The sequence below is a fragment of the Vreelandella titanicae BH1 genome, assembly GCF_000336575.1.
GTDB classification, from domain to species: domain Bacteria; phylum Pseudomonadota; class Gammaproteobacteria; order Pseudomonadales; family Halomonadaceae; genus Vreelandella; species Vreelandella titanicae.
On sequence record NZ_AOPO01000017.1, the window covers coordinates 85,252 to 93,373 of the forward strand.

Genomic DNA, 8,122 nt, shown 5'->3' on the forward strand with positions numbered 1-8,122 from the left:
TTGGTCGTCTGTGCTGCTGAGTGGCACGGCTGGACATCTTTACGTCACGAAAACTATGGCTACCAACTTCCGATTTTATTAAAGACAATTTCCACCACTTGATTTTTTCTTGCACGAATAAGTTCCCAGTCATTTAAAAGGGCTAATGCATACACTCGCTTAAACAATTCTTTGTTCAAATGAGGTGTTAAAATGTATTTCCTCGGTTATTCAGTTGTTTAAAATAAAGTAAGGGAAGCTGTCTTGATTGATTTTGTTAATAAGAAATCAGTGCATTAGCTTCTGGATGTGGCCTGGAATGGTATGTTTTTAGTCCTTGATAGTTAGGTTTCTACTGTAAAAAAGCATTAGTTGGCGTCATTTTTTAAACGGAAAATGTATTATTTTTAATGTTTATTTTGTTTGGTAACAGTAAAAAATAAAACCTAAACTTTGTTTTCTTGGTTAGTTGGCCTGATTTTTATAATAAGTCTGTTGATGTTTTTTTTATCCGAACTATTTTTTAATCAGTGCGTGGCTTTGCGTGGAAGCTATGCAGCAGCGTTTGTTGCCGCTAGCTTTAGCATTGTTGATAAAACTAATGAAGCTGAAAATTGCTTGCAGATTAAAGTTCATGATGCGAAGTAGGGCTTGCGTTCTGTTTTAGTAATTTTTAGTTAATTTGTTGCCCGAAAGCTGTTTTAAAATAATCAGTTAAAAGGATCCTCCCATCATGGTTACGAATAATTTTTCTCAAAGCAGTTTAGATCTCAACGGAAAAATTACCTTGTCCCAACCTACCGCACTGGTGTGGGGGGCAGATGGTCGCCTCTATATCACTGAGCAGAGTGGTGATGTCAAGGTTTTAACCGTAGCATTTGGAGATCCTAATACAGCAGATAGTGACAGTACGGCAAGTTTCTATGTTGTTGAAGCTGAAACTGTTTTTTTAGTAAAGGAATTACCTAACCATAACGATGATGGTGCCGAGGGAGGATCTAACAATCGTCAAGTTACGGGTATTGATGTAACCCCGCAATATGATGAAAATGGTGACCCGGTCATAATTAATGGAAAGCCGGCAGTCAATATCTATGTGACATCTAGTGATAATCGCATTGGTGCTGGGAGTAGTGGCTCTGACACAGGTCTCGATACAAACTCTGGCATCATTACGCGCCTAACGCAGACAGTAGATGGATGGGAAGCACTAGATCTTGTCCGGGGACTTGCTCGTTCCGAAGAGAATCACTCTCTTAATGGTTTGGAAGTCATACAAGAGTTTGACGATAACGGTCGTTTACTAAGTGAGAGGCTCATCGTTGCTAACGGGGGTAATGCCAATGCTGGTGCACCTTCGAATAATTTTTCTGGACAGCAGGAAACGGCCTATAGTGCGGCGATTCTAGAGGTCGATCTTGATCAACTTAAATCCATGGAGATCAAAAACGATGATGGCCGCAATTACGTCTATGACATTCCTACCTTAAACGACCCCTCACGCTCTCCGAGCGAAGAAGCGCTCACTGACCCCTTTGGTGGTAATGATGGCTTCAACGGTGGAAAAATAGACCCTAACGGCCCAGTGCAGATTTATTCTGCGGGGTATCGTAATGCCTATGATGTAGAAGTTACCGAAGATGGACGCGTCTGGACTTATGATAACGGCGCTAATAATAGCTGGGGCGGTCGCCCTGTTGGGGAGGCGGGGGATAATGGTGGCAATATCGATGCTGAACAAGATGAAAACTATATAGCTACCAATCTTAATAACGGTGATGGTAGTGGTAGTGACAGCATCAATACTGAAGCTTGGAATCCTAAAAACCTCGATCAGTTTCACGAAATCACTCGATCAGACGATCTCGCTGGCCGGGTTCTTTCCGCTGGTCAGGCGGGCGCCGCCACCTACGTAATGGCGCATCCTGACTTTGACGATCCTTTAACCCTGGTTTACGGCGGCCACCCGAACCCGACACGTGCCAGTGGCGGTGAAGCTGGGCTCCTCTTTACGCCCAAAAATGGGGTTGAGGACGCTTTCCTGCTGGTATCTGAAGAGCACTACGACAGTGTTATCGACTGGCTGGTTACTGTTGAGGATGAGTCTAACGGCGTGTCTTCTGGGGATCTTACAAGCCGCGTTATTAGCTTAGTTCCTGGAGAGCTGTATTACATTACCGAAAATGGTGAGGCGTACCTGACTAGCGACTATACCCAGACGCCGCCGAGTATCGGAGGATCCGATGTACTCGGAACCGCTGGGGTGCCGGCAGATATTGATGACGTGGTGGCCACACTTAACGCTATCGAAGGCAACTATCTCGAAGGAGGATATAACGATGGCGCAATTGACTCAGGTACAGGGTCGATCAATGGCTTGACCGAATATACGTCGACCGTTTTTGATGATGGTGAGACGAAGATGTCCGGCGCTCTTATGGCAGTACAGTTGGGCGGTGGCAACCTCATCGTGATGGGGCGGGATGAGAATGGCGTCATGCAAACCGCAAGCGGTAGCGGCGGGGTAAAAGCTGCTGAGAGGATCACATTGACGTTGTCAGGTAGTCCTCTTGGGCTGGCTTCTATTGGCGATGACCTATCTGCATGGGATAACCAGGCAGCGTTCCGTGGTTCTGTTTGGGCAACTGTTTACAGCGGAAGTGGTACCAAAATCGAAATCCTACAGCCCAATAATGGCGCTGTTCCTCTCGCCGGCAGTGAAGCCGCTGATCCGACTGATCATGATCTTGACGGCATTAACCATATTCATGATCCATTTGAGTACAGCGCTGCAAATGGTCTCGCGCTGACGCCAGGCGAAGCCATCGTCATGAATTTTCAGCCTACCGAGGCTCCCTATCCCGGCACCATCGGTGATACTGGTTTGATGGGCGCAGCACTTGATGGTACGACACCGAACCAGGATGCCAACCCGGATCAGGGGCTTCCCGGCCTTTATGATATCGGCGGTAATATCATTCCCGGTGCCAATGCCGCGCTGTTCCAAATCAAGGAGGTTGTGCCGGGCACTGTGGTCGGCCCTGTAAATAGCGTTCGTGATGCTATGCATGTGGGTGTTAATCCCAGCAGTGATGTTCAGCGTCTGGTGGCCACAACACAGGTGCTCAACTGGATTGCCGATAATGGCAGTGTTGAAGATGGCCAACTGACTGGACTCATGTTTGGCGATGGTACTCAGGCCAACTTCGTACGCCTTGTGTTTGGAGAGGTAAACGGAGAAGCTGGCTTTGAAGTTGGTTATGAAATCAACGACAACAATTATCAGGCGTTGGCTCAAGTGGCGGTGCCAGGACTGACAGATACTGCTGTTACGCAGGTTGAATTATACCTCGAGATCGATATGGCTGACGGCTTCGCCCTCTACGCGGGCTACCGTCTCAATAGCGAGGATGCCTTTACCGAACTGCCTCTGAATGGTTTTACGCTGCCTGAGGGTGTTTTACGTGACGTCCTGACAGGTAGTCATACCATCAGCGATGGTGATTCCCAGGCCCCCTCTGGAGCTGCTTTTGGCTTCCTAGCTGAAACCAGTGAAGGTGCGCCTCTTGCACCGGTTAACTTCGAAAACCTCAAAATAAATGGCTTCGGTAATGAGATTGAGGCAGATTCGGCTGGCGGTGTGGGGGCCGAAGGCTCTAATGGTATTGACACTATTATCTATACCGGAACCGATACCGTACTGTCGCCGCTGGATGACAGCGTCGAGAACTTCGATGGCTCCGGCACCATGGCAGATTTTCATGCCACTGGTAATGGCGGCGACAACGTGATGATCGCCGGGAGTGGCAATAATACGTTTACAGGGGGCGGTGGAGCCGACAGCTTCCAAGGTACGCTCGATACTATAAACGGTACTGAAATCACCGACTTCACACCCGACGATGAAGTCGTTGTTCAGGGTGCTTCGTTCGATGCCAGCGACGTAACCTATCAAGCTGGATCCGCGATCATTACTATCAATAACGAAACGGCAATCACTTTTAGTGGTGAGGGTTTTGAAGACTTCGATCCCAGTACTGGCGAGTCAGTATTCAGCTTCACGTCCACCGCCAACGGGACGCGCATTACCACTGTACCTGCGTTGACTGCGGTTGCCGCGATCAGCTCGGGGGGGCCCGATATTAACAACGTCACCGTACGTGACCAGACAATTGATTTCCTCTCAGACATGACCAACGCTGAGGTTAATGGCTGGGTTAGCGGTGTCACCTCCAAAGATTATGTCAACGTAGTCGACATCGACGGCAGTGTCCCCGATGAGCTGCATCAGTCTGAGCGCTCGGCAGAAGATGCCGGCGAATGGGGCTACTCGATTCCGGTCGAGAACGGTGAATACCTGATCGATATGTATTTCGCCGAGATTTACCATGGTGTGGAAAACAGCAGCGGTACTGGGGCGCGTGTCTTTGACATCAGCATTGAGGATGCGCTGGTGGAAGATGACTATGACATCATTGGCGATGTTGGTAGCGCAGCAACCGAAGTGATCAAGACCTACGCCGTTACCGTCACTGATGGTGTTCTCAACATTGGCTTCGATGCCTCGGTCAACCAGGCCAAAATCAGCGGTTTGGTGGTCTGGCAAGTTGGTGGAACCTATGTGCCACCTGAAGATGTAACACCACCGGAAGTAGTGTCGATAATGATCGATCAACCTTTCGATAACGACAGTGACATCTTGGCCACAGTAGTGGTTACCGATAACGCTGGAATTAATGTTGATTCTATCAATGGTGATGAGCTGATTTTTACCGGTTATGAGCCTGGTGCCGTCTCCCTGGCTGATAACGATGCTATTACACTCAGCAATGATGGCAAGACCGCTACTATCCAGTACACCATTTCCCCGCCGACAGGTTCTAATGCTTGGGAAAATGGTGCTTTCAAGGTTGGCGTTGCTGCAGGTAGCTTTACTGATACGACAGGCCTTGGTATCGCCGCTTTTGAAACGGATGTCATTATTGCCCGGAACCTTGAACAGCTCGTCAAGGGGGCGTTGCAAAGAGCGATAAACGTCGGACCAACCAGCAACACTATCGATAATAGTCTCGAGGGTGATGATAAAAATACTTATGGCGGTGCCATCACTAATGATCCGATTCTGGGTATCGATCTTGAGGCGGATGACCCCGCGTATTACTCGCCGAGTACAAAAACAGGCAGTAATATTGATGGTAAAGCCGGAGCAACCGGTAGCAACAGTGGTGGGGTCGATCTGGATGGTTCTGCCTACCACACCTATCGTGACTCTGCTGCTGGCTCATACACAGCAACCTATGAAGTGCCCAATGGTTTATATGTGGTGGAGCTGCATTTTGCTGAGCTTTATCAAACCCAGGGCGGCCAGCGCCAGGGTGACTACACGATACAAGGCGAGTTGTTTGCTGAGAACTTTGATGCCTTTATAGCAGCGGGAGGAGCCGACAAGCCAACCGTTCTTACCAAAAACGTTATAGTGACAGATGGCAAGATCGTTATTGATGTCAATGCGGATAACGGCGAGCCGGGCTTCAACGCCATAGCTATTTATCAGGCAGTCGACAGCGGTATACCGATTGCCAGCATTCTTTCGATTGAAGCGCCGGAATCGAGCGATGGACAGGTTATTGTCACTGTCCAGTACACTGACGATGGCAACATTTCTGGCACACAGATCGGTGCTACCGATGTCACTGTTTCCTCTGCCGCTGGTGCGTTAGTTACTCCTTCGCTGGTGGCTTATGATAGCGCCAGTGGCATTGCCACCTATACCTTTGACGCCCCTGAGAGCGGCTGGCAAACCGGGACAATCACCGCTTCAGTCGCCGCCAATGCAGTACTCGATAGCGATAACAATGGCAACAGCGCAACGGCTAGTTCGGTTTATGTGAATTACTCGAGCGATGGAGTCATCCTTGAACTTGATTTCGAGAATCCCGGGTCGCCGCTTGAGGAAGGCGGTTTTGATGGCACGCTGGGTGACGTTGTAGATGATACGGTCTTCACTACTGTGGAGGGAGGCGAACTGATCGTCTGGACATCCAATGGCGACATTTCACAAGCGGCTGACCCGAGTGCGAATGACTTTATCAAGTATGTGGCACTGGGCGATCCAGCGTTAGAGACGATAAACATTACCTCGCGCTTTGATAATCCCTTCCCTGCCGCTCTCGCAGCCCAAGAGCTACCAACTGATACTGTCCCGAACTTTGCCCAGCAAGGCATAGTCTTCGGTCTTGGCAGTCAGGGCAATAATGAGCTCGTCAAGCTAGTGTTCGGTGGTAATGGCGGTAACGGGGTGCAAATCTGGTCCAAAAGCGCCATTGATACAGTCATTCCGCTTGCGAATATGCTGAGTAATGCCTCAACAACCCTGAATGATATTGCCTCTGTAGAACTGACGCTAGTCGTCAACAAGACAGCCGGTACTGTGACTCCTATCGTTACTTTCTTCGATACTAACGAAAATGTTCTGGGGGGCTTGCGTGCCGAGGCAACCGATGGTTTCGCAACGGCGTCCCCTGAGGTGTTGCCACCCGCAGTGCTAAGTAATCTTACTGATCTGAACTCAACAACGGCAGTTGGGGTCACTTCAACTGATTACAACAATCCCATAGAGTCGTTCATGGCTAGTTGGGATTATCTCAACGTGACCTCGCCGGATCTCATTTCAGAGCCAACGGATCCCACCACTACTCTGGCTATCGTTAATGCTCCTGACATCATCGAGAATGGAGACGATGGCTTCACGACACTGAACTTCGGCCTCACCGCTTCAGATGGCTTTAGTGGCGAGGTGGAATTGACCCTGAGCATCGATGGCGCGACCGTGACGGATACGTTGAACTTCAGCGACGGCACCGCCATCCTGTCGGTTGATGTGCCTAATGACGATGTGGCTAATGGTACCAACGAAATTTCAGTCACTTTGGTCGCAGTCAATAGCACAGGGTTGTTTGAAATTGATGCATCGGCGGCCACAGCAACGGGCAGTGTGACCGAAGACGATGAGGGCTCTGTGCCCAATCCGGACGACCTGGATGAGGACGGCGTTAATAATGATGACGACCTTTTCCCATACGATGCTGCTAATGGCATGATTTTAGCGGCTGGCGAAACCTTCTTGCTTGACTTTGAAGAAGACACCGCGAGTCCCTATGAGGCTGGCCTGACGGGGTTAATGGGCCGGGCAAATGAGAGTAATTCTGCTGGAGCTGTCGAGAGCGGTACAGCAAGTGTCGAGAATGGCACACTCAATATTGTAGCCGATACAGGAGATCACTATACCAACAACAATTCTCAGAAGGATGCATATGCGGTAGGGGTGAAGAATCCTGGTGGCTTTATCGTTGAGACAAGTTTTGCTATGCCGGACTTCGATGATCAGCAAGAGGGCCTGCAGGCACCACTTAACTACCAGGCTGGTGGTGTTGCGGTCAGTCTTTCGGAAGACAATCTAGTGAAATGGATTTTCGGTGCGAACGGTACCGCTGCTTTCCAGCTCGCCCATGAAAATAAACAGGTAGAGGGAGCAACACCTGCTGTTCCAGGCGCGACCTTTGCCTTACCGAGTGGTGTTGTCTACAGCGACATAGCTTCAGTGAAGCTGATGCTTGAAATAGTCGTAGATACTACATCCGGCGAAGTTAAGGCACTCACTCGCTCTGTATTGACGTTGAATAATACCAATATAATTGACGGTGCTTCGGGAGAAATAACGCTGACTGATCCGTTGGCTTCAGCAATTAAGGATGAAGCTCAGGGCGTCAGCGTAGGCTTTATACAAACATCCACCGGTGGCCAGTCGCCTGATACTTTCGACATTTCTTACGACTATCTCCAGGTCTCCTCGACCGAAGAGGCCGAACCTCAGGTACTGGTTGGCATAACAGATGCTGTTCCGATGGTCGAAAACGGCGACGAGGGCACTACCACGCTAAGCTTCGGCCTTACCGCCTCGGAAGGCTTCAGCGGCGAGGTGGCTCTGGATCTCACTATTAATGGTACATCCGAGCCCCGCACGGTGGTCTTCACCGGCGGCATCGGCAGTTTGACGGTTGACGTCGCCAACGATGATCAAGCTAATGGCCCGGAGCAGGTCAGTGTCATCCTAGCCGGGATTGCAGACGAGGCGTTTGCTATC

1 protein-coding gene is annotated in these 8,122 nt (G+C 49.7%); it reads left to right on the forward strand.

The window, feature by feature from the left end; all coding sequences use genetic code 11:
- Positions 1-712: 712 nt before the first annotated feature.
- The coding region (locus HALTITAN_RS21240) for a malectin domain-containing carbohydrate-binding protein (protein ID WP_039860463.1) at positions 713-8,122 on the forward strand (7,410 nt) is incomplete at its 3' end.